General features: G+C 59.5%; 14 protein-coding genes and 6 pseudogenes. 4 read left to right on the top strand and 16 right to left on the bottom strand.

Annotated features, from left to right (window positions below; translation table 11 throughout):
• Nucleotides 1-239: 239 nt before the first annotated feature.
• From NKI69_RS06670 to NKI69_RS06645, 6 genes and pseudogenes are all read right to left on the bottom strand, one after another.
• Nucleotides 240-488, bottom strand: a pseudogene (locus tag NKI69_RS06670) (transposase); the annotation flags it as partial.
• A gap of 269 nt (nucleotides 489-757) precedes the next feature.
• On the bottom strand, nucleotides 758-2833 hold the full coding sequence (locus tag NKI69_RS06665) for an ABC transporter ATP-binding protein (RefSeq protein ID WP_352720584.1): 2076 nt from the start codon (nucleotides 2831-2833) through the stop codon (nucleotides 758-760).
• Nucleotides 2826-3704, bottom strand: a complete 879-nt coding sequence (locus NKI69_RS06660; RefSeq protein ID WP_352720582.1) for an ABC transporter permease — start codon at nucleotides 3702-3704, stop codon at nucleotides 2826-2828. The genes NKI69_RS06665 and NKI69_RS06660 overlap by 8 nt, the downstream gene beginning before the upstream one ends.
• Nucleotides 3701-4654, bottom strand: a complete 954-nt coding sequence (locus tag NKI69_RS06655; RefSeq protein WP_352720740.1) for an ABC transporter permease — start codon at nucleotides 4652-4654, stop codon at nucleotides 3701-3703. The genes NKI69_RS06660 and NKI69_RS06655 overlap by 4 nt, the downstream gene beginning before the upstream one ends.
• 73 nt (nucleotides 4655-4727) lie before the next feature.
• Nucleotides 4728-6392 carry an ABC transporter substrate-binding protein gene (locus tag NKI69_RS06650; RefSeq protein WP_352720580.1) on the bottom strand — a complete coding sequence of 555 codons (1665 nt, stop codon included), beginning with the start codon at nucleotides 6390-6392 and terminating at the stop codon, nucleotides 4728-4730.
• Nucleotides 6393-6581: 189 nt separating this feature from the next.
• Nucleotides 6582-7382, bottom strand: coding sequence for an NAD(P)-dependent oxidoreductase (locus tag NKI69_RS06645; protein WP_352720578.1), 801 nt, complete (start codon nucleotides 7380-7382; stop codon nucleotides 6582-6584).
• A gap of 906 nt (nucleotides 7383-8288) precedes the next feature.
• Between NKI69_RS06645 and NKI69_RS06640 the strand changes: the two are divergent.
• A pseudogene (locus tag NKI69_RS06640) lies at nucleotides 8289-8783 on the top strand (IS110 family transposase); the annotation flags it as partial.
• A 783-nt stretch (nucleotides 8784-9566) separates the two neighbouring features.
• Here the strand turns inward: NKI69_RS06640 and NKI69_RS06635 are convergent.
• The 3 genes and pseudogenes from NKI69_RS06635 to NKI69_RS06625 form a co-directional block, all read right to left on the bottom strand.
• Nucleotides 9567-10277: an aspartate/glutamate racemase family protein gene (locus NKI69_RS06635; protein WP_352720576.1), complete on the bottom strand. Its 711-nt coding sequence runs from the start codon at nucleotides 10275-10277 to the stop codon at nucleotides 9567-9569.
• 142 nt (nucleotides 10278-10419) lie between these two features.
• Nucleotides 10420-11859 (bottom strand): amidase, encoded by a 1440-nt coding sequence (locus NKI69_RS06630; protein ID WP_352720574.1) that lies wholly within the window; start codon nucleotides 11857-11859, stop codon nucleotides 10420-10422.
• A gap of 404 nt (nucleotides 11860-12263) precedes the next feature.
• A pseudogene (locus NKI69_RS06625) lies at nucleotides 12264-12398 on the bottom strand (IS5/IS1182 family transposase); the annotation flags it as partial.
• Between the two features lie 32 nt (nucleotides 12399-12430).
• On the opposite strand from NKI69_RS06625, the pseudogene NKI69_RS06620 reads away from it, so the two are divergent.
• Nucleotides 12431-12790, top strand: a pseudogene (locus NKI69_RS06620) (transposase); the annotation flags it as partial.
• 328 nt (nucleotides 12791-13118) lie between these two features.
• Here the strand turns inward: NKI69_RS06620 and NKI69_RS06615 are convergent.
• Nucleotides 13119-14786 (bottom strand): ABC transporter substrate-binding protein, encoded by a 1668-nt coding sequence (locus tag NKI69_RS06615; protein ID WP_352720572.1) that lies wholly within the window; start codon nucleotides 14784-14786, stop codon nucleotides 13119-13121.
• Nucleotides 14787-15089: 303 nt separating this feature from the next.
• On the opposite strand from NKI69_RS06615, the pseudogene NKI69_RS06610 reads away from it, so the two are divergent.
• Both NKI69_RS06610 and NKI69_RS06605 read left to right on the top strand, forming a co-directional pair.
• A pseudogene (locus NKI69_RS06610) lies at nucleotides 15090-15185 on the top strand (IS6 family transposase); the annotation flags it as partial.
• Nucleotides 15186-15261: 76 nt separating this feature from the next.
• Nucleotides 15262-15411 (top strand): annotated as a pseudogene (locus NKI69_RS06605) (ATP-binding protein); the annotation flags it as partial.
• Between the two features lie 84 nt (nucleotides 15412-15495).
• Here NKI69_RS06605 and NKI69_RS06600 read toward each other — a convergent pair.
• The 6 genes from NKI69_RS06600 to NKI69_RS06575 all read right to left on the bottom strand — a co-directional run bounded on the left by NKI69_RS06600 (nucleotide 15496) and on the right by NKI69_RS06575 (nucleotide 22018).
• On the bottom strand, nucleotides 15496-16626 hold the full coding sequence (locus tag NKI69_RS06600) for a serine hydrolase domain-containing protein (protein ID WP_352720570.1): 1131 nt from the start codon (nucleotides 16624-16626) through the stop codon (nucleotides 15496-15498).
• Nucleotides 16627-17220: 594 nt separating this feature from the next.
• Nucleotides 17221-17394: a hypothetical protein gene (locus NKI69_RS06595; RefSeq protein WP_352720568.1), complete on the bottom strand. Its 174-nt coding sequence runs from the start codon at nucleotides 17392-17394 to the stop codon at nucleotides 17221-17223.
• A gap of 346 nt (nucleotides 17395-17740) precedes the next feature.
• Nucleotides 17741-18625: a beta-keto acid cleavage family enzyme gene (locus tag NKI69_RS06590; protein ID WP_352720566.1), complete on the bottom strand. Its 885-nt coding sequence runs from the start codon at nucleotides 18623-18625 to the stop codon at nucleotides 17741-17743.
• 320 nt (nucleotides 18626-18945) lie between these two features.
• Nucleotides 18946-19071 carry a hypothetical protein gene (locus NKI69_RS06585; RefSeq protein ID WP_352720762.1) on the bottom strand — a complete coding sequence of 42 codons (126 nt, stop codon included), beginning with the start codon at nucleotides 19069-19071 and terminating at the stop codon, nucleotides 18946-18948.
• Nucleotides 19072-19756: 685 nt separating this feature from the next.
• Entirely contained in the window at nucleotides 19757-20227 is a 471-nt protein-coding gene (locus NKI69_RS06580) for a thioesterase family protein (RefSeq protein WP_352720564.1), read from the bottom strand.
• Nucleotides 20228-21046: 819 nt separating this feature from the next.
• Nucleotides 21047-22018 (bottom strand): hypothetical protein, encoded by a 972-nt coding sequence (locus NKI69_RS06575; protein WP_352720562.1) that lies wholly within the window; start codon nucleotides 22016-22018, stop codon nucleotides 21047-21049.
• Between the last annotated feature and the right edge of the window lie 81 nt (nucleotides 22019-22099).

Here is a 22099-nt window from a genome sequence, read left to right as displayed (position 1 = left end):
AGAGCTCTAACGGTGGCTATCCAGCGAAGAAAGCCGCCGCCAAGCTTGATCCATCATTCCGCCCAATATGCGGCCGAGCTCTACCGCGAGACCCTGAGCCGCAGTGGCCTGATCGGCTCAATGGGGCGCAGAGGCAATCCCTATGACAACGCCATGGCCGAGAGCTTCATGAAGAAGCTCAAGATTGAGGCGGTGTATCCCATGGCCTTCGAAAGCTTCGAATCGCCGAATACCTTCCGGCCGGCCCGGTCCTGCGGAACCCGCAGCTCCAGCTTGCCGACCCGCGTGACCAGGGTGCGGCCGTAGTAGCCCGAGCGATAGCCCAGACGATCAGGCGTGCGCTCGCTCTTGGAAGCACCCAGCGCCTCGTCCATCTCTGCCTCGAGCACCTCCTGCATCACCGCGCGGATCACTTCGTGCAGCCCATCCGGGTTCGAAAGCAGAATGTCTTTGACGGCAGCGATGGCGGATTTATCTTCGGTCTTGGTCGTGGTGGCGTTCCTTCGCGGGAATCAGGTGACGTTGAACATCACCAGCCTGCCATGACCGCCCTCTCTCAGCGAATTTGCAGAACTCTCAGCACACTACCCCGATTCGAGCCGCGTCACTCGAACTCCGAATGCCTCAGATGCGAGGACTCCAAATGTACGTGGCTGGTACTGCGTCGCCATAACCGGTGACTTGCGACTATCATCGCACCGGAATCCCGTCGTATGGAACCACAAACTGCGACCGTTACAAGCCTGGTCGAACCTACTTAGGCGACGCGACACCCAACTGCGATACCCGTTTCGCCCGATTCGACCAACACCGCCTTCTGCAACCTTGCCAGGTCCGCATAGGGGATGTGGCAACGGATGGAATGTCCGGGCTGCGCCTCGGCGAGCGGCGGCTCCTGCTGCTCGCAGATCGCACCGATCTTGCGCGGGCAACGGGTGTGGAACACGCAGCCCGACGGCGGGTTGGTGGCGCTGGGTATTTCACCGTCGAGACGAATGCGCGCGGTTTCGGTCTGGTCGAGATTAGGCACGGCCGATAGCAGCGCTTCGGTGTAGGGGTGATGCGGCCCGGAAAAGACTTGCTCCGATGGCCCGATCTCCATGATGCGACCAAGATAGAGCACGGCGATCTTGTCGGAGAGGTAACGGACTACGCCAAGGTCATGCGAGATGAAGATGTAACTGACATCCTCCTTCGATTGCAGGTCGGCGAGCAGGTTTAGGATCGCCGCCTGGACGGAGACGTCGAGCGCCGAGGTCGGCTCGTCGCAGACGACGATGCGAGGATCGCCCGCGAAGGCACGCGCGATGGCAACACGCTGCTTCAGCCCGCCCGACAATTGACGCGGCTTGACGGCGAGATGCCGGTCGGTAAGGCGCACCGAGCGGACGAGGTCGTCGAGGCGCGCCTCCAGCGCCTCGCCGGAGAGGCCGGCCAGCCGCTTCAATGCGCGGCCGAGGATGTGGCGGATCGAATGCGAGCGGTTGAGCGCCGAGTCTGGATTCTGGAAGACGATCTGCATCGCCTTGACCTGGTCGTCGCCGCGGTTCTCCAACCGTGGCGCCAGCGCCTTACCCTCGAGCTCGATGGTACCGCCGTCATCAGGCGGCACAAGGCCGAGCAGCAGCCTGGCGAAGGTGGTCTTGCCGCTGCCGGATTCGCCGACCAGCCCCAGCGTCTCGCCGGGCCTGAGATCGAGCGAGACATCCTTGACGGCGCGCAAGGGATGGCTGCCGCTACCATAGGTTTTGTTCAGCCCCGCGACGCGCAGAACGGGTGCCGCCTCCTCCTTTGGTGCCGGCGCCACATCGCTTGGTGTGGCACGCGGCAGGGCCTGCGCCTTGTCGTGATGGAAGCAGCGCGACAGGCGCCTACCTCGCTCGTCACTCAGGTCGTAAAGCGGCGGCAATTCGGCGCGGCAGCGATCGTCGGCCAGCGCACAGCGATCGGCGAAGGCGCAGCCCTTGATGTCGGCCCCAATGCCCGGCAGGAAGCCTGGAATGGTGTCGAGGCGGCCCAGGTCCTTGCGTTGACCGCGGCGTGGCAGGCAGCGCAGCAGCGCCACCGTGTAGGGGTGACGCGGATCGTTGAACACGACGTCCGTCGGCCCTTCCTCGACCAGCATGCCGGCATAGAGGACGCCAACCCGGTCGCACATGTGGGAGACGACGGCGAGGTTGTGGCTGATGAACAGGATCGAGGAGGATAGCTCTTGCCTGAGCTGCGCGATCAGGTCGAGCACCTCGGCCTCCACCGTCGCATCGAGACCGGTCGTCGGCTCGTCGAGGATCAGCATCGAGGGGTCATTCGCCAGCGCCATGGCGATCGCCACGCGCTGCTGCATGCCACCGGAGAGCTGGTGCGGATAGCGCTGCATGACGCTTGGCGGATCGGAGATGCGCACCCGGTTCAGCATGGCGATGGCGCGATCCTCGGCCGCCTTGCCCGTGACGCCGCCGAGCTCGAAAATCTCGGTCAGCTGGCCGCCGATGCGGATCGACGGGTTCAGCGCCTTCCCGGGATCCTGATAGACCATCGAGACGCTTTCGGCGCGGGCGCGCCGCAAGGCCTCGCCGTCCAGCTTCATCACGTCCTGGCCGTCGAGCGAGATCGCGCCGCCTGATATCGAGCCGTTTCTTGGCAAATAGCGCACGACGGTGAGCGCCACGGTGGATTTGCCGCAGCCGGATTCGCCGACCAGCCCGTAGGCCTCGCCTTGCCTGATGTTGAGGCTGAGGTTGCGCAGTACGGCCCGGTTGCGCCCGGCCACGCGGTAGGCGACCGACAAATCGTGTAGTTCGAGGGCGTTTTGCGCCTTGGCGGAGTTAGTCATTGAGCGCTCCATGGACGCCATCTGCTACCAGGTTGACGCCGATCACCAGCGATGCGATGGCGAGCGCGTCGAACAGAACCGTCCACCAGAACCCGCCGCCGATCATGCTGTAGTTGGAGGAGATTGACAGGCCCCAGTCAGGCGAGGGCGGCTGGATGCCGAAGCCCAAGAAGGACAGTGTCGCCACCGCGAAGATGGCGTAGCCTAGCCGCACGGTCATCTCGACCAAGATCGGTGGGATGACGTTGGGAAGGATCTCGACGAACATCGTATGCAGTGCACTTTCATGTCGGAGCTGGGCCGCAGCGACATAGTCGAGTTCGCGCTCAGCGAGCACTGCCGAGCGCACAGTGCGGGCAATGATCGGCGCGAAGCCCAAGGCGATGACGACGATGACGGTAGCCTTGGAGGTTCCGAGCGCGACGATGGTGAGCAGCGCCACGATGACACCCGGGACGGCCATGAAGGCTTCGAGGATACGGCTGACGACATCGTCGACGATGCCGCGGAAATAGCCGGTAAGCAAGCCGAGTGCCGCGCCCGCGACCGTCGCCAGCAGCGTCGCCAGCGGGGCGACGGTGAGGATGTCGCGCGAGCCTACGATGACGCGCGAGAAGACGTCGCGGCCAATCTGGTCGGTGCCGAACCAGTGCTCGGACGAAGGCGGCGCCAGCGCGTTGATGATGTCGTCGGCAAGCGGGTCATAGGGTGCGAAGTGCTCGCCGAACAGCGCGCAGGCGACCCAGAACAGCACGATGGCGAGCCCGACAAGGAAGGTTCGCAAACGCAGCAGCGAGAAAAGGACTTCCGCCAGGGAACTGCGCCCGCGAGTGTCGTCTTGCGGCGGAGAAGTGGTCTGGACGGCGCTCATTGGTCTGGCCCCAGCCGGATGCGAGGATTGAGCACGGAGTAGAGGAAGTCGGCGATCAATGTCGCCACGGCATAGACGATGCCGATGGTGAGAATGCCGGACTCCAGCATCGGGAAATCCTTGCCTCGCGCGGCCGTGAAGATCAGCGAGCCGATGCCCTGGTAACGGAACAGCGTCTCGATCACGACGAGGCCGCCGATGAGGTAGCCGGTTTGCGTGGCGATGACGGTGATGGTCGGCAGCAGCGCATTGCGTAGCACGTGCCGCCAGATCACCGTGCGCCATGGCAGGCCCTTGAGCACGGCGGTTCTCGTATAGTCGGAATCAAGCGCCTCGATCATGCCGGAGCGGGCCATCCGCGCAATGTAGCCGAACAGCACCAAAAACAGGGGCAGCGACGGCAAGATCAGATAATAGAGTTGGGTGAAGAAGCCGGCATCTTTTGGCCATGCGGCCGAGATCGGCAGCCAGCGTAGCCAGACGCCGAAGATCAGGATCAGGATGATGCCGGTGACGAATTCCGGCAGCACCGTCACCGACAGGCCGCCAAGGCTGATGATCCGGTCGAGCGGACGGTTGAGGTTGAGGGCAGCCACGACGCCGCCCAGAATGCCGATCGGCACCACCAGCACGAAGGCGACGGCGGCCAGCTTCATCGAATTACCCAAGGCACCGATGACGAACGGGGCCACCGGCGAGCGGAAGATGTAGGACGTGCCCATGTCGCCCCGAATGAAATTCCAGATCCAGGTCGCATATTGGGTGAGCAATGGGCGATCGACGCCGAGCGTATGATTGAGGGCGTCGACCGCGCGCTGATCGGCAAACGGTCCCATAATGGCTCGCCCGACATTTCCGGGCAGGACCTGGCCACCCAGGAACACCATGATACTGAGCAGGAATAGCGTGACAAGCGACAAGGAAACACGCCGGACAAGGAAGGAAAGAATGGCTAAGACTCCTTATGGAGCCAACCCCCATGAGGGAGCTGGCTGTTAGAGGATCGGCTGTCCCTCTTCCGCTTTAAGCCTTCGATGCCGTTTCGAGGAACAGCTGCCCCATGGCGGTCGGCTGCAGGCCGGCCACGCCCTTCGCAGTTGCCGTCAGGTAATCGAAGAAATAGCCGAAGATGATAGGCGTTTCCTCAAGGAGCAGCTTCTGGATCTTGCCGGCGTCAGCTTTGTGCGCCTCGAGGTCAAGCGCTGCGATGTAGCTGTTTGCCAGCGTGTCGTATTCCTTGTTCTTGAAGTGCGCCGCATTCCAGGTGCCGTCGCTCTTCAGCGGTGCTGCAAGGACCACGTTTGGCACGCCGCGGTGACCATAGTCAGTGATTCCCATCACCGAATCCAGCCAGTTCGATTTGCCGAACACCGCGTCTCCGTAGTAAGCGCCTTGGTCCATGATGTTGAGGTCGAGTTCGACGCCGATTTCCTTGACCCAGTTCTGGATGAGCTGGGCGTATGCCGGGATTTCCAGATAGCGCTGGGTGGTCAGCGTCACCTTGAAGCCCTTGCCGACGCCGGCAGCTTCCATCAGCTGCTTGGCCTGCGCGATGTCCTGCTTGCGCTGCGGCACACTCGTATCGGTTGACGGGAAGACCGCTGCGAACGGGCTGTCATTGCCCAGCGAGGCGCGCCCCTTCATCAGGCCGGCGACGAGCTTGTTGCGATCGATTGAGAGTGCAATCGCGCGGCGCACGCGCGGGTCCTTGTACGGGGCCGAATCGCAGCGCATGTGCACTTGCCGATGCGCAGACGACTTCAGGCTGATGATATCGACGTTCGGATCATTGAGCAGGCCTACGCCGGCGAACGTCGGCAACTGGTTGATGATGTCAACCTGACCACCTTGCAGCGCCAGGATCTGAGGCTGGATGTCGTCGAAGAAGGTGAATTCAGTGCGGTCCGGCAATGCCTTGTCGCCCCAGTAATCCTCGTTGCGCACGAAGGAGGCGCCGACCTTGGGCGTGTATTTCTCCAGCTTGAACGGCCCGGTGCCGTCGAAGCTCTTCTCATAGTCGCCCTTGTAGTTGGCAGGCAGAATGATGGCATTGTAGTTGTCCGACGACACCATGTAAGGGAAGTTGCCGTTCGGCGCATCCAGGTGGAACTCGACGATGTAGTCGTCGACCTTCCTGGTCGCGCCCTTCTGCAGGACGCCCTTGAACACCGAGAGCGCATTGGACGAGCCGGCCGGGTCGGCAAGCCGGTCGATGCTGGCCACCACATCGTCAGCTTTCATCTCGCCACCTGAATGGAATTTCACGCCCTTGCGCAGCTTGAAGGTCCACACCGTGCCTTCGTCGTTCGGCTTCCAGCTTTCGGCCAGCGCAGGCCGCAGCAACAGGTCAGGGCCATCGACGCAGAGGAACTCGCCCACCTGCTGAATGACCAGGCTGGTGCCGCCATCAGCATGGGTGACGGGGTCTATCGCTGCTGTCGGTACGTTGCAGGCAACGCGGATGGTGGCGCCTGGCGCACCCTGGGCGCGGGCAAGCGAGGGCGCCGCACCGAAGCCAGCGGCCGTGCCGATGCGGCCGAGCAGCGGCAGCGACAGACCAAGCAGGCTGCCATGGCGCACGAAATCGCGGCGACTGACACGGCCGTCGACGAGACCATCGATGAGGTGATTTTCAAGCGGCGAGCGATTGCGCCGGAGGAGGTCGAGAGTGCGATAGTTCTTGCTCATGAGTTTAAGCCTTTCCCCTTTTTCTTTTTATGACTGACATGCGTTTTATTTGACAAAATCCTGTAGAATTCGCGTGTTCCGATCGTCACGCGCTTTGTGGGAAAGCTTTGGAGATCTGAACTCGCCGTCGAGCATCTTATCAGACTCATCCGCCGGCTTGGCCGCCAGCCATCCGCACGGCCGACTCGTTCAGTAACCTAAGTCCAGGCTGACCTCGCGACTAGGAGGCCTTCCGTTGATGAACTCTACAACGTTCTCCACGCCAAATTCGATGTATCTCTCCAGTACACCATCGGCGTTATGAGACTGGTCATGGGAGCCGATCACATTCGGAAGCCTGTGTAGCTGCAGTCTCGGTTCAAATTGGCCCGGAAAAAACCGCGGCCATGCGTAATAGGGCCACGCATCTGCTGCGTATCCTCGGAAGCGTCCGGTGGTAAGAGCCTTGTATAGCGATCGTTCTTTAATCAAATTACCGCGCGAACAATTCACCAACAACGCGGAAGGCTTCATGACAGCCAGTTCGGCCTCGCCCAGCAACTGAAAAGTCTTACCAGTGACGGGGACAGCAAAGGCCACATAATCACACTGAGCGAGGACTAAATGGAGATCGTCCATCCCATACATAGTGTCTACGTTTTCGTCCTGCCGATCCTTGTTGCGTCGCACGCCAAGGACGCGCATATTAGCTACCTTAATTTCGCACTGCTTTGCTTGGGTGAGAAATCCTATCTCACCCAAATCGTCGACTCCTGAGTGGAACCAAGAAAGCATCTTGAGGTTCTTTGAAATTTCCGGGATTCCTTCTGGGATCGTCCAGCCCAGAAACACGTCAGCAGCTACGGCGTGACGTGCAATGCTAGAGTACGTGCACTCGAAGCGAGAGAAGTACTCGCCTTCAGGCACCACGATCTCTGTGCCGCTCGGAATCGCCGCTTTGACGTATTTTAGCTCTTCGTCCGTAGCGTGCCAGAGGCAAAGTGCCTTCATCTCTACCCTCAGTGATTTTCGGACGCATGATCCGACCAGCCGGCTCTTGAGTCCAATGCAGTTTTAATATTCATGTTATCGCGTTTCGAGATGCTGTGACCGAGGGAGTCCTACGCTTGGTCCGCCCACAGGCTCCTTCGGCGCAACGTCGAAGGAAGCAGACGAACACTCGTCCGAAACGAGGCTAGTTGTGCCCGCGCCTCCGCAAATCGACGCACCCTATCGGTCGTTTTTCATCAAGCAGAAGCCTAGAAATCACTTTGAGCGTCCCTCCGGACCGTCCCACAGCAGGGCGCTTGCCGTCGATCATTCCGCGGTGCAGGCGCCGGCCGACGAACAGCCCGATATCATCGATGTGGGTACCGGCTTGGGACAGGCAACGGACAAGACGCAGGGGGGGCAAAATTCTTCTTCCAGGCGCGGCGACTAGTGCGGGGCCGGTGTTTGGCCTGCCAGTACATCTGGAAACGCTCGCCGATCGCGTCCGTGACTACGTCGAAGTGGGAAACTCGGCCAATACCGCTGCGCCCATGCCGGCGACTAGAACGTTTTGCGCCTGTCAGGTCCGGAAGTGGCCGGCCCGATACGCAGACCCCGGCCTCTATATTCCCGCCTTGTGCATCCGGAAACGTAACAGGAGACAGAAAACCGAACTTTGAGGCAGCCACGATCGAGCGTCGCCTTTCCGCGACAGACCTACCGAGTAAACCGTATCTAAGGCCTGCTGCTTGCCCAGGGCATCCACCAGCTCCGAACGACCGGCAAGGGCCGCCCGCTTCCTGAGCACCTGAAGGCGCAGATCCGTCGCGAGCTTTGATCGGCTCGAACTGTTGCTCGCTCAGAGCAGGCAGGCATATAGAGGCCGAGCGCGGCGCCCTGTTGACAGCTTAATCTAAGTGGCCGACCGAGAATGTTGTACGCGCCACACGCGAGGCCGGCGTCAAGCTCGGGACGCTCTCGCGCGCAGCATTTGCCTGTCGCATGCGCGAACTGGCCGGCACAGACCCGATCGTCGTGCCGCTGGTTAAGCCGCTTCTTTCGAGCCTCAGCGCGTGCTGACGGAGTGACGGAGTTCGCCTGCCTGACGAAGCAGGTTCGCGACAGTCTGTCGGCGCCCGCTCGCCTTACGCACCATGATCGACCGCCCAGAGCGGCTCAGCTCGTCGCGGTCGCGGGGGCGTATCTAGGCTGGCGCCAGCGCGCTACCAGTCCGGGAGATCGACGTCCAGGGCAAGATTAGCCGCTGCAGCGACGAACTCTCCCGCCCCCCGCTCGCTGCTCGTGCGCTGAAGAAATGGTCGAGCTTGCGCGCTTGGGGCATGAACATCGCCAGACGCCGCGGCATAGCGAGCGCGTGTGGCGGTTGCCCGCAAACTGGCCGCCATCCTGCACCGCATGTGAGCCGATGCAACCGAGTTCCGCTTGGAAAGGTGCCTGCCGCACTGGTGGCGGGACCAGAGACAGATCAAAGGAGCAAGGAACAGGAACAAAACTTGCACCCGAAAGGGCGATGCCCGGATCGTTTCATGGGGACGATGAACTTGCCGAACCAAGGTTCGCAACGTCGTGAAACAGATTGAGGCAATGGACCGCACGCCTGGGCGCGACCTGATCCGCGCAGCGTCCAGGCAAGCGCGTATCTGAGGATAGTCGCGAAAATCTCCGTCATGCAATGGTCGGGATCTTGGTCCCCGCTTCCAAGCTGACGCCTGGCACCGGCGGTTATGATCGCCGGCGACACACCGACACCAGAGAAATAATCGTCGGCATCCCGGGCAGCTGGGACTCAACGAGCCGCTGCCGGTTCAGTTGGTCCATTGGGCGCTGACTATTCGGCGGCCTCGGGACCTATTTTTCAGGACGACCCATTCTCTGACTCATTTCGAACGGCTGGAGGCGACCAATTGTGTTTGAGAACTCGGTGATTAAGCGGCACGTTTTTTTGCGTCGATGGAACTCTCCCGTTCGACCTGGTTGATTACGCCGCTGTTGCCGTGGAAAGGTGACAAGATGTCGAAGTGCGGGCGCGTACTGCCAATGTATCTGAGGGGCCCACCTCCTGAGCGGACACTACGACTGAGCAGGGAACTGGCGCCATTCTAAGCCGCATCCAGGATCATGCACATTTCGCGGCCGCGAGATAGATTTCGTAGGCATGATCCGGACTGCTCGCGGCCTTAAGGATCACGCCCTACAGGTCATAGCCTCAAACATTATCCGAAAACTTGTAATATGGTCGTAAATAGGCAAGCCCGTCATGTGCCGCAGCTTCGGTGCGAATTTGGGGAACTCTGTACATTCAAAGATGAATGCGCCGATGTGGGGGTGAGCTGCGCAAAGTCGCCGCACGGCGTCCGTGAGATGGCGCTCGGTGTCAGAGTCAGGGAGAGGCGCCATTCCTGTCGGACGCTTCAGTTCGTTCTCCACAAGCATGCTACCTGAAATACCGTCGACTGCGACTCTCGCGCGTTCCTCAGGATCGCGAACGATCCCTAAAAGATCGGTCCCGACGTACTTCTCGTGAGCGACCACGACGCCGAGTTGAGCCTTGGGGGGCAGGTGCCGGATCACCGTCGGGGCTAAGAGGAGGCTCCCCGTAGCCACGGGCACCTTCACCGCTGCAGCGATTGCCTCCTGGTACCGGACGGTATAGCCACAGCCTGAACTGATCGCAACGGCACCGCGATCAACGAGGCGACGCGCGGCTTCGGCGTAGGCAGCACAGAGTCCTGGCTCGTCGTCCATAAGCGCCTGCCACCAGGCACCTTGGACCTGTTCATAGATGACACGACGGCCATCGAATGTTTGAGGCCGAGGACTGTCCGGGTGGCCGTTCCAGAGGCAGAGGATTCCGATCGGGCCCGCAGTATCCTGCTGTTGTGAGTGATCTTGCATGGATACTCTCCTTTTCTTTCCCTTGCACGCCGCCTGATGCTCACTCTCCTCGATCAGCAGGCGCAGGGTCGCTCACTGCGGTTCAAGCATTAAGCGGCTTGCACATCAATCAAAGATCGACCCCAGAGAGCTCGAATGATAATCAGTTGCTGCCCACTCGAACCTTTGCCAAGCGGGAGTTCCACGGTCTGGCCTCCTCCAAATCGCGTGCTACCCGGACGAGCGTAGACTCATCACCGAAGCGGCCCACGATCTGAATACCGATCGGTAAGCCGCCGGCGCTTTCTGCCAACGGCAAAGACACCGATGGTTGTCCAGTCACATTGAACACGCCAGCATACTGGCAAATCGCCGTGTCAGCTATTTCGATGCTTTCTTCTGCGGAAAGCGTTGGGTTGGTGGCAGAATAGATGCCGCCATGCGGCACGGCCACGATTGGCATCGTGGGGGTCAGCAGAATGTCGAAGGCATGGATCGCCTCGCCCACGCGGAAACGCATTTTCCTGAGCACCTCTTGTAAGTCCACCGCTTCAGAAAGAGGTACGTCACGGCCAAATTCATACCATTTGAGGTTGCCTGGCTCCAAGGTATCCGCGTTGATAGTGCGCCCCATGGCCCGTGCCGCCCGTTCAAGTAGATTCGCGGACGCGTTCGCCCCGGCAAACGCTCTTCTGCTGTATTCGACAGGCTCATATGGTGAGACTATGTCAGTTACCATGTGCCCCATTTCCTGCAGAAGTTTTGCAGTGGCCTCCACAGCGTGTAGCACTTCCGGCTCAAGGCCGACCGCGCCCCAACTCGTTCTTGCGACACCGACCCGCAGACGACCGGTGGGCTGTGATAGCTCCGCCACGTAGGAACGGTTCGGCTGTATGATGATAAATGGATCGCCGGGATGGGGGCCGGAAAAAACGTCCAGTGCGGCGGCCATGTCGCGCACAGTTCGACAGAGAACAAAAGCGCGGGTGAGACCAAACGATGCGTCCTGATTGTCTGGGCCGCCGGAAATGCGCCCGCGAGACGGGTTCAGCCCTACAAGACCGCACCACGACGCCGGGATTCGAATTGATCCACCTCCGTCGTTACCGTGGGCAATAGGAGTGATGCCGGCTGCCACTGCCGCTGCCGCTCCGCCAGAGGAGCCTCCCGCAGAGCGCTCCAAGTCCCATGGATTGCGGGTGATACCATTAAGAAAGGATTCGGTCATTACGGTCGATCCAAGCTCCGGGGTCGCTGATCTTCCTATTGTCCGAAGCCCGGCCTCCCGGGCGCGGCGAAAATAATAACTGTCGGTATGGGAGCGGCATCCTTTGAACAGTCGGCTTCCTTTTTCCTGTAGGCGGCCTGCTTCGCTTTCCCCGATATCCTTGCGAAGGAAAGGCACGCCATGGAAGATCCCTCCATTCGCTCCGGCAACGGTCTCAGCATCTTCGTAGAATTCAACTACGGCATTGATGTGCGGATTGACCTGGTCGTGCGCCTCGCGAGCTAGCCGCGTCAATTCCAAAGGCGTAACGTCACCCGAATGCACGAGTGAGGCCAAACCAGTGGCATCGTACTCCGCATACTCACTTAGATTCATAGAAGTACTCCTCCCTTACTATGTTTGGCATTCTTCAGTGTCGGTGAAAAAGGCAGTGACATGCGTGGGCGAGCATGACTGGTCACCAGCGGCGGAAGAACAAATGGAAAACAACGATTGCGGCCCTGCAGCGGGAGAAGCGCAACCGTTCAGATGTTCCGTACCATCAATCCCGATGTCGCGGCAGTCAAATACAGCTTTCAGATTTGACTCATCTATGGGCTAGATGAGGTGTCGACCTTGGTATCCGCTAGTGCACCTCGCGATCCGTTGGCCCGCACATCGTTGCACTCCGACGGGAAGGCCAGAAACATCAACTCTAGCGCCGCTTTTTGTATGACACGCGTGTAATTGTTCTGGCGATCGACGCTCGTCGAAGTAAGCGCTAGGAGTCCATTTTGAATTCAGGGATGAACGTTTCTGCGGATGAGATTGCCGACCATAGCGACAAGGATGGCGTAAGGGACGTCGATGCTCTTCTCGTAGTCGCGCACGAGGCGGCGCCAGCATGTCAACCAGCCGGAGGTGGATTCGACGATCCTCTGTACAATTTGACAGAAAGTAGCCATTTCGCGTGATGATTTTGGGCCAGCCGGGCCATCTTTCGCCCCGCGAAGAAATGGGGACCCTGGATCGGCCGGCTGTTGGGGCGCATCTGAGGCTGACGCCGGCGCGCTACCAGTCCGGCGAGACCGACATGCAGGGCAAGATCAGCCGCCGGGTGACGAACTCGCCCGCACCGCCCTCAACGAAGCTGCGCCTTCGCTGCTGGTGGGCGCGAACAATTGGTCGAGCTTGCGCGCCTGGGGCGTGAACATTGCCAGACGCCGCGGCATGGCGCGGGCGGGAGTGGCGGTGGCCCGCAAGCTGGCGGTGTGGCGGTCACCTGCATCGCATGTGGGCTGACGCGACCGAGTTCCGCTTTGGAAGGTGCCTGCCGCGCTGGCGGCGTAAGCCGCGACGAACACCGAACGAGCAAAAGTGGAGCTTTCGCCCGAACGGGCGATGCCCAGATCGTTCCGTGGGACGATGGGCGACGCGATCCCGTTAAGAGCCCGGAACCTGCCGGCCAAAACTCGGCAAGGTCGTGAAACAGATTGAGATGCCTCGCTCTCCTGCCCTCATCATGCCGCAGCCCAAGCGCCGACCGCGAAGAGAAGCGAGTGACCCGCGGAACGGTCCGCGAAAAAAGCGTAGGAGCACCTTGACCTCAACGACCCCAATCAGAGAAGACTCTTAGAAGATTGGCTTTCCTTGGCTTAGGTGTGAGCCTTCGATGCCTTTTCGAGGAAAAGTTGTGCAGCCGCACTCGGCTGCACGCCCGTCATGCCTTTCGTCGTCGCCGTCAGGTAATCGAGGAAATAGCCGAAGATGATAGGCGTTTCCTCAAGCAGCAGCTTCTGGATGTTGCCCGCCGTTGCCTTCTGCCCTTCCAGATCGACAGCCGCTATGTAGCTGGACACGAGCATGTCATAATCCTTGTTCTTGAAATGCGCGGCGTTCCAAGTGCCGTCGCTCTTCAGCGGCGCGGAAAGCAAGACGTTCGGCACGCCGCGGTGACCATAGTCAGTGATTCCCATCACCGAATCCAGCCAGTTCGATTTGCCGAACACCGCGTCTCCGTAGTAGCTACCCGCGTCGAGGATGTTGAGTTCGATCTCAATGCCGATCTCTTTAACCCAATTCTGGATCAGCTGCGCGTATTCGGGAATTTCAGCAACGCGCACGGCGGTCAGCGTCACCTTGAAGCCCTTGCCGACGCCGGCAGCTTCCATCAGCTGCTTGGCCTGCGCGATGTCCTGCTTGCGCTGCGGCACACTCGTATCGGTTGACGGGTAGATCGGAGCAATTGGGCTGTCATTGCCCAGCGAGGCGCGCCCCTTCATCAGGCCGGCGACGAGCTTGTCGCGATCGATTGAGAGCGCAATCGCGCGGCGCACGCGCGGGTCCTTGAACGGATCCGAATCGCAGCGCATGTGCACTTGCTGGCACGCCGACGACTTCAAGCTGATAATATCGAAGTTCGGATCGTTGAGCAGGCCAATGCCGGACAGAGCCGTTATATTGGTGATGTCTACTTGACCACCCTGCAGCGCCAGGATCTGCGCCTGGCGGTTGTCGAAGAAGGTGAACTCGGTGCGGTCCGGCAATGCCTTGTCGCCCCAGTAATCCTCGTTGCGCACGAAGGAGGCGCCGACCTTGGGCGTGTATTTCTCCAGCTTGAACGACCCGGTGCCGTCGAAGCTCTTCTCATAGTCGCCCTTGTAGTTGGCAGGCAGAATGATGGCATTGTAGTTGTCCGACGACACCATGTAAGGGAAGTTGCCGTTCGGCGCATCCAGGTGGAACTCGACGGTGTAGTCGTCGACCTTCCTGGTCGCGCCCTTCTGCAGGACGCCCTTGAACACCGAGAGCGCATTGGACGAGCCGGCCGGGTCGGCAAGCCGGTCGATGCTGGCCACCACATCGTCGGCTTTCATCTCGCCACCTGAATGGAATTTCACGCCCTTGCGCAGCTTGAAGGTCCACACCGTGCCTTTGTCGTTCGGCTTCCAGCTTTCGGCCAGCGCAGGCCGCAGCAACAGGTCAGGGCCATCGACGCAGAGGAACTCGCCCACCTGCTGAATGATCATGATGCCGCCGGTATCGGCAATGGTGACGGGGTCTATCGCTGCTGTCGGTACGCTGCAGGCAACGCGGATGGTGGCGCCTGGCGCACCCTGGGCGCGGGCAAGCGAGGGCGCCGCACCGAAGCCAGCGGCCGTGCCGATGCGGCCGAGCAGCGGCAGCGACAGACCAAGCAGGCTGCCATGGCGCACGAAATCGCGGCGGCTGACACGGCCGTCGACGAGACCATCGATGAGGTGATTTTCAAGCGGCGAGCGATTGCGCCGGAGGAGGTCGAGAATGCGATAGTTCTTGCTCATGAGTTTAACCCTTTCCCCTTTTTCTTATGGGTGAAGATGTATTTTCGAAGGCCGATGCTCTTCGAGCGCATTCTCGGTCTTTTGATTGCGTAAGACTGTCATTGGCATCAAACCGCCGTCAAATATAACCTATATATCGAGCTCATCTGGTTTTGAGATAATCCGATCGTGGTGATCACCCTCGCAGCGCCCTCGCGGGGACACCGGTAATTTCCTTGGGTCAGGCGGCGACCAGAAGGAGAGGTTTAGGCTTGAAACTGAGGCAGACAGCTCGATCCTATGGAGCAGCCTGGCGACAGTTTGATCTTCTCCGCTCTGCGCAATCTCTTCGTCCCGCCCCGCTCGAAACGCTTCGCTCTCGCTACACATATTCACCGCCTGCGGGCCATGGCGGAATGAAAAGCCGTGGCGTGGTCAGCTGACATCGGCGGCCGCACGTCTCACGCGCCTATATGGAGGCAACGTGACATCGCAGGGCGACGCCAAGATGACGACCGCGCTGCTCGATCGCCTCTCCCACCATCGCGAGATCGTCGAGACCCGAAACGAATCCTGGCGCTTCAAAAGGCCGATCTCAAAGCTGAAGATCAGGCTGGGCAACCTCGACCAGCCTCGCCTGATTTGATGCTAACCGGCGTGCCCTTCACCTCTCAAGCAGCTCTTCAATTTTGATTGAGGCGGATCGCATCGATAATGTGGACCGAGACGCTCACGCAGCGAGTTCGGCCATCATTTTCATCAGAGGGCCGCTGAAGTCGATGTCGGAGGCGCTCTTGTTCTCGAGAACACTGAAGTAAACGATAACGGTGCCGGAGTCAGGGTTCGCAAGCATGAACTGGCCCCCATAGCCGCCGTGGCCCAACCACGTTCCGTCGGTGTACATTTGGCGACTATAACTTGTCCAGTCGCGCGGCTTCGCCAAGGTAGGACCCGGATTACGGCGCGTCTCTTCAATGAATGCCGCATCACCGACACGACGTCCATCGACACCCTCGCCTTTGCGCGCGAACAGTAGCCCGTAGCGCGCTAGGTCGCGGGCGGTGAGGTAGGCGCCGCCGTATAGCCCCGGCACACCTTGGCGATCGCAACTGATATGGAAACACCCTTCAAGGCCCGCCGCCTCGACGATGTCGATCAGCCAATCGCGCAACACCCGGCCACTGGCGCGCTCGATGATCCAGCCGATGACCTCGCTGTTAGCTGACTTATAGAGCACCTCGCCGGTACGATTCGGCAGGTCGTCTCCGGTGATACCGCAGAGGAAGGCGCGAGTCGTCTCTTCCTTCTGCCCCTCCAGTGGCAGGCGGTTGCCGGTGGCGACATCCATGTCGAAGGCCGAAGTGTAGGGGTCGCTGTAGTCCTCGTTAAAGTCGTTGGCGACGTTCATGTCCGCGACCGCCTTGACGGTCGCCTCAGCGTAGCCCGTACCGATCTCAGGTAGGTAGTCCTTCACCTTGCGGTCGAGGTCGACGAGGCCGTCGGCGACGCAGCGGCCGAGCATCAGATTGATTGTCGTCTTGGTGATAGACATGAGGGGATGCGGCCTGTCGGGGCCGAAATCTGGTGCGTAGGCCTCGTAGAGGATGCGCGCGTCGCGCACCATGACGAAGGCCGAGAAATGCGGCATAGCGAGGAAGCGTGCGACCTCGGGCCGCTCCCCGATGGTCCAGTCGACCTCCTTCCTGAGCGGAAGGACGCCGGGAGCGCGCAAAGACATACCATAGCGCAACGTGGTGTGAAGGTTATGGAAGCCGTGGCGGCGGTGGTCGGGCAGGTCCCAACGCGCCCTGTTATCGTACAGAGTGACGAAGTCGGGGTTGGGGATCGAGGAGAGCGTCATGAGGCGTACCTTTGCAATCGGTGTTGTTTTTCGGACACAAGGTAGCGAAATGTGCGTAGTTATCAGCAGCCTGCTGGCAAGTGCTGGACAGACCTGTTCCAGCCGTGGCTGCTGGGGATTCGCGACGTAGAGATATTTCTTCCCTTTGGCTGTGCAGCACGGACAGACCACGCCAAATTGTCCGAAAAGCAGACCATAGCTTGCCTGCCCATGACCTCGACAACCGTCCCCACGTCTGGATTCACCTGACGCACTCGCCCTTGTTTGGTTCCCAGGGGTAGGCCATCAGAACCGTTCGCCCTGCGCCAATATGTTCGCTGGCGCTCATTCCGAGAAATTCACGTGCAGGAATGTTGATCGATTTCGCCCGGTGATCTTCGCGGAATTGCCCATGGGGTCGCCCATTTTCTGCATTTTAGACTTGCGGGCAGGCTCTGAATTGGCAAATACAAAATTGATATCACAGCCATCTTGGAGTTAGATGGTGATTGGCGGCCCGCAGAGTGGGGCAGCCGCGTGTCATTGCAGACCGGTGAACGGTCTGCGTCTGGACTGGTGGTGACTGCGCGGAAGAACGCCTCAAAGCGCAGGGGGTCACTTTGGGGGCGCGACGCCCCAGATCCGGGCCGCATCGGCCCGGCTCATGCCGTCCAGAACCGCCGCGATCGACAACAGCCGGCTGCTCTGGCGCACATCCTTTGAGTTCCGGGCAAGACGGCGAAGCTCCCCCGCCGAAAAGTCCGTCCGCAACTTCACCGCTGATCCCATCGCCGAATCTCCTTCGGCAATAGGGAATCACGGCGCGCAAATCGGCCAAAATCACAAAAGAGTCAGCAGCCAAGACCGTTGGTATAAGTCGGCCCAAGCGCCGTCTGTTCAACAAAGGAGCTCCCGGACCCTCTGGCCCGCAGAGCCAACGCTCCAACTTTCGAGACGGGCTCTTGGGCCTTAATCAGGATTTCGGATGTCATGATCTGCCTGCGCGGCTTGGCGACTACCCGCTCGGTAAAGCGGCGCGTCATATCCCCTGTCCGCGATGGCGGCAGCGATTTGGTTGCGCTGTCCGGGCGAGCAGATCAAGCGGGAGTGGCCCGCTGCCCGTTTTCGAGTGCGGTCATCCGCGCTTTCTTACTCCGAGGATTGCGCGTGCCTCGGCAGGTGTGGCGATGCTGGCGCCCATGCGCTCGATGATCCCAACCGCATTGTCAACGAGCTCGGCATTGGATGCCAGCACCCCACGTCGGAGGTAAATGTTATCTTCCAAACCTACCCTGACGTGTCCGCCCATAGCCACCAGCTGTCCAACTATCGGCATCTCATCTGCACCACAACCAAATCCACCCCAGACTGCCCCGGAAGGGAGAAGCTCTCGCATCGCCTGCACAGCGCTCGGCACAGCGGGAGCACCATAACCCGTACTGAGGCAAAATTGGAAAACGGGCGGACCGTCAATTATGCCTTCAGAGATAAGTTTCTTAGCGGTTTCAATGTGTCCTAGATCGAAGCATTCGAGCTCGGGCTTGACACCAGCCTCGCGCATAAGTGTCGCCATCTCTCGCAGATCGGACATACGCGCAACAAAAATCGCATCCCCAAAAGCCATTGTTCCGCAATCCAGGGTGCTAAGCTCCGGCTGAAGTTTGACGGCGTGGGAGCAGCGGCCAATCGCGTTCTTAAGAGTGCTAGCCTTCCCTATTTTTAAAGGATCCAAAGAAGCAAGTTCAAGTTCCCCATCCATTCCACAGGTTAGGTTGATGATGACATCGGTCGCCGCGTCCCTGAGCTTCTTAACAACCTGTTCATAAAGCTCAAATCGGTTTGATGGGGCCCCCGTGTCGGGCTCGCGGACGTGAATGTGCACGATCGCAGCCCCAGCCTTTGCAGCTTCCAGTGCGGCCTTCACGATTTGCGATGGCGTCTTGGGGATATTTGGATGCTTCGCAAGACTCGCGGCCCCCCCTCCGGTGACTGCGCACGTGACAACGACTTTCCGCGACATCAGAAACTCCTACTTCGGTATCGTCTTTATTGTTTAGTGTGGCGTCTGCAGTCGGTGGCGGCGCCGAGCGCTTATACTTTCGAAGGGGCGGCAGCCTATTTCGGGAATTCTTCATGCGTATCACGTGATCGTCAAATATTGATTGTTGTCGCTGACCATCTGGATCCGAGATTACCGTGTATGGTCGCTGATGGTCGGAAATTTCCCTGTGAGTTGTGTGCGTCAAGTTCTGCAAAAATGGCGTGGCATTCAGCGGTGACGTTGGCGTGTCCGCCGCGCAGCCCCCGTGTTTAGCGGAGCGGCGGACATGGGCGGCCGCGTCAGGCGGCCAGTGCCCTCAGGTTCTCCTTCTTGTGCTCGCGCAGATGATCCATGTTGAGGTAGCGGGTCGCCTCGAGCCAGTTCTCGAGATGGCGCCATTTCAACTGGGGCGACAGTAGGCGCACGGAAGACCGTCTGAATGCGAGATGATCGAATCCATGAACCTTTGACATTCCCAGCACTCGCAGAGACTGCGGTCCTGGCTTAGCTGAGAGCCCTCAACAAATCCCGCAACCTCAATCGGGGTTTGTCGAAAGCATTCGTAGGAGCGAGTAATCGCTGAGGAAACTTCCCAGTAATCCATCGATCGCGGGGGGATCCGTTCCAGCTCATGGCTCATTCATCTTATGGCATGGGAGTGCGGCCAGGCGCCGTTGATCGCTTATAAGTTTTCTTTATAAGGCAGGAATGAGGAATAGATTGCGCCCTTGGCACTGTTCGGAAAAGAACACAGACAACAACTGTCACCGCAACTAGAACGCCTTGAATGCTGCGCCCGCTGGGCAGCCCGCAGCGCGCTCTTTTCGCCATAGCCGGCACCGGTCGCCGCGCCCACCTCCATCAGCCGCTCATCGGTCTTCGAATCAGGTTGGTGTCAGCAACCCGACCCTGACGGAAGAACATCGGTGACCACCGCTGCGCCGCTCGCTCGCTACGGCGCTGTTGAGGGCGCGCTCGCGAGCGGCTTCGCTACCGCCGAGCTACACCACCTCGCGTGACACGACCCACGTCGGCCGTCTCAGTTTTGATCGTTCCTCACGAACACGCATTGAGGTACCGATGACATAGTCTGACGACGATCAATTGAATTCATGCTATTCTCGGTATGCCCATTCGGCGATTAATAATGCCCGGATCGAATGTACCACGGTCCGCCGCGGCCCGGCGTCCAAGCTCGGCCATCACATCCGGCAGGAATGTTTCTACGCGGCGCGATAGCAGGTCGAAATTTAGGAAAAGCTGTTCAGCTGTCGACAGTACCGTGCCGTCGCCACGCACCATCGCTTGCGCGACATGGACTCGCTTTTCGTCAAGGTCGGCTATCCAAGTAGTGAGGAGCAAATCGTCGCCGTGCATGGCTTCCTTCTTATAAGCGACTCGCGCTTCGGCGGTGACGAGAGCAGAGATTATCGAACCATCTGGACTTCGGCGTATCGCAGCGTCGAGCCGTAGATCCGCAGCTCTACTGAACGCTGCCAGATAGTGCACCATATTCATGTGCCCATATCCGTCGATAAGATCGTCGGTCACTATTGTTTTGAATTTTCCGGCTGCATCCATCTATTTTTCGCCCATTCTCGTCTGATATTGGCAGATTACAGTGCCGCCATAATAACGCCTTGAAAGCATCATCGGCAGTTCAATTCTCTCTGCATAACGATCGAGTCGATCATAGGTCATTACATTGGCTTCGCATGCAAGCGTGGTCAGATTCGTCCAGCACGCTCATCTCGATCCAACGATCAGTAACGCGGCAATTTCTACAAGGAGCGCAATCGCATCGAACGCCTCTTCAACAAGCTCAAGCAGGCATCCAACCCGATAAGAGAAGTTCCTCGCCAACTCATGGGTTCGTCAGACTTGCCGTCTCCAGTCTTGCTGAAACCAGCAGCATAACAGGCGACCTCCCGCACCGCGTTCGGTCAGACCTTTAACCACCTCTATGATAACATACCGATGAACGCAGCGTCTCAGTGCGGCCGGACCGTGTTGAACAACACGACGAGCACAAGATGGCGCGGATCGTCTGGGCGCTGATGACTACGGGCAAGCGCTTCGCAACTTGCCGGCAGCGTGACGTAGTCGCAGAGGATACGCAGAGATTGGTGGTGCTGATGGTTTGATGGTGGACGGTCGAACCGGGATCGGACAAACCCGCTCAGTGGGTGCCGCTCAAAAAGCGCGTTGACCTGTCTGGGATCCGATCCGCGGACTTCATGAGGGCCAGCGGCATGAACAGGCCGCACTCAAAGCCCGAATACATGCCTGCACCCGACCGACCTGTCATCAATGTCAGAAAGCCCTTGCCACGCAGAGGCCAATCGATCAATCCGTTCTCGTCCATACGGGTCGTGAGACTGCCAGTTACACTACTGTAGCCTACAATATTTTATAGCGTCGTAGACCGGTCCGCCACGAGTTGTCATTGAAGCTCGGCCCGGCTGCTCGCGCGGCCGAGCTCATCCGACTTTCATAAAATAGGATCAATTCATTATCGACCTGCAACGCTTCAAATTTCTCGGCGACCTCTTCGTCTCCGAGCATGATATCCAGTACGAAATGCTCAGTATCATTCAGAAAAAGAGGGTCGTTACTGAGAGCCATGCCAATGACGATGGGACCAGTTTCCGGCGTGATGTAGTAGAAAAAGGGCTTCTTTCCAGCGATGGTCACGTCGATCGCTAGATTTCCGCCGCACCTGGCGCATCGCCAGTCCGGCTTTCGGAAGGCCAAGGGGTTGCGCGGGTGCCGGTTCAACAAGGAAACGCGGCCGCTCCCCTTGTCGACGCGAATTTTGGCCCATCCCAGATCGCCCAGGCTACCATCTTTGCGATAGCTGTAGCTGTCATACCCCTGCCAGAAAATTGTCTCCTGGGCAGTGTCACTGAACAGCAGGTACGCGCCGTTCGATTCTAACGACCAACCGTCCGCAGGGCCGCCGCGCGTTTCCCAGCCCACTTCCGGTGTAAAGACAAAAGCGTCGTCGCGAGAGAACTGCCTGTCAGGCGCCGACGCGATGGCGGCCCCTACCCCCAATCCATCACAATACAGCCCCACAAACAACTGCTCCGCAATGGCCACAACATGGTGCAGGACTGCCCGATCGTCTCCGGGTCTCGGCAAAAGAACCCGAGTGGGAGAGCCAGCCTGGAACGTCCGGAAGCTGAAAGGCCTCACCCAGCTTTCCCACTTCTCATTGGCCACCGTCGTCGTATAAAGCCAGCCCAGTCCGTCCTTACTAACCGGCTTGCCAGACGTGTCGAATAGGAATCCCCCGAAGCCATGCGCTTCTCCTAAAATATCGGGCCGATGCTCAATTAACTCGAGAGGCAGATTGGGACTGACATTCATGGTGGTTCTCCTCGTTTTAGTGGCGCGGGGCAGCGCTACCTCTCGTCGCGAACGTCCGCATGGGGCGTCGATTTGGGGTTG

Origin of the sequence: Mesorhizobium sp. M0491 (genome assembly GCF_040321265.1) — a bacterium.
Lineage (GTDB): Bacteria > Pseudomonadota > Alphaproteobacteria > Rhizobiales > Rhizobiaceae > Mesorhizobium.
Note: the sequence above shows the minus strand (reverse complement) of the source record. Positions and strands in the feature narration are given on the sequence as shown.